General features: G+C 67.9%; 2 protein-coding genes. Both read right to left on the bottom strand.

Translation table 11 applies throughout. The annotated features are described in order from the left end of the window. Window positions 1–446: Crp/Fnr family transcriptional regulator (locus tag FHG71_RS23250; RefSeq protein WP_139084173.1), on the bottom strand; the 446-nt coding region annotated here is incomplete at its 3' end. A gap of 112 nt (window positions 447–558) precedes the next feature. Beyond that, window positions 559–864 carry a UBP-type zinc finger domain-containing protein gene (locus FHG71_RS23245; RefSeq protein ID WP_176559616.1) on the bottom strand — a complete coding sequence of 102 codons (306 nt, stop codon included), beginning with the start codon at window positions 862–864 and terminating at the stop codon, window positions 559–561. Window positions 865–1,348 lie beyond the last annotated feature (484 nt).

Here is a 1,348-nt window from a genome sequence, read left to right as displayed (position 1 = left end):
ACCCCGGCCCCGGTCTCGATCAGAGACACGCGGCGCAGCACGAGCGCACGCATGATGCGCTCGCCCAGCATGGCTTCCGCCACCAGCGCCGCGCGCAGGCCCGCCGGTGACAGGACCAGGGTCTCGACCTCGCCGCGAGCCCAGCCGTCGACAAGGGCGGCCCTGCCGGAGAGCGCGCCGATCTCGGCCAGGAACTGGCCCTCACCCTGCTCGACGATGGGGATCGCGTGGCCCAGCCCGTCGGGATGCGTGATGGCCACCGACCCCCGGAGAACCACAAAGAGGCCGAGCCCGGGCTGCCCAGCCCTGAAGAGGCGCTCGTTGTCACCGTAGGTCCGGACCTCGCCGAAGCGGCGCAGGCGGTCGATCTCGGCCGGCGACAGACGCGGGAAGGCCTGCTCGTGCCGAGGTCCGAGAACTCTCTGGTCCGCAGGGGCGTCGGTCATCGGGAGGACTCCAGCGAAGGGCAAGGTTCCGCAGCGAATCGGAGGAGTACAACGGGAGCGCTCTGGGGCCACCTGCTTAATCGGGCAAGTCGGTCAGCCACCACGCCGGAGGTCAGCCGAACCTGGGGATGGGGCCCGACTGTGGGGTGGGCTGGCCGACGTCGACCTCAATGCGGTCCACGTAGCACCAGCCCCAGCCCTCGGGCGGGTCGTAGCCTTCGATGATCGGGTGACCCGTGGTGTGGAAGTGCGCCGTCGCATGGCGGTTGGGCGAGCTGTCGCAGCAGCCCACGTGGCCGCAGGTCCGGCATATCCGGAGGTGCACCCACCGGCTGCCGGTCCGGAGGCACTCCTCGCAGCCCCGGGCGGAGGGCGTCACCTCCGTTATGGTGTCCAGATGCGTGCAGGTCTCAGCCAAGGTCGCAAGTCCTTCGAACGGGGGCGAATGCTGGATGGAACATGAAGCGGGCCCGCGGACTGTGGCATCTCCCCAACGAGCTGGGAAGGCGGAAGGGCATGTTCCGGGATGAGAGCCGGACCGTTGCCGATGCGATGGCGCGGAATGCATCATGTCGGCCGCGTGATTGGGAGCTCCTCGTCTTTGGCGGACTCCACTAAGATACGTGGTTAGGGTGCCGAGCTGGTGTTGTTGGTGTCCAGATCCGATCCAGCGTTACAACTGCGTGAGCTGCTGTCGACGGGATGGGCCAGTCGGCCGAGACGCCTGCCTAAAGGAGACGGCTTCAGTCCTTCAGGAAGTCGATCAGCGCGCGCAGCGGCGGCGGGACCTGCCGTCGGCTCGGATGGTAGAGGAACGCCCCTGGATAGGGCTGACACCAGTCGTCGAGAACTGTCTCGAGCCGTCCAGCCACGATGTCTTCCGCCACGTCCTGCTCCATGGC

The sequence above is a fragment of the Rubellimicrobium roseum genome, from assembly GCF_006152145.1.
Lineage (GTDB): Bacteria > Pseudomonadota > Alphaproteobacteria > Rhodobacterales > Rhodobacteraceae > Rubellimicrobium > Rubellimicrobium roseum.
The sequence above is the reverse complement of the archived record's forward strand: the minus strand, read 5'-3'. Positions and strand labels throughout refer to the sequence as shown.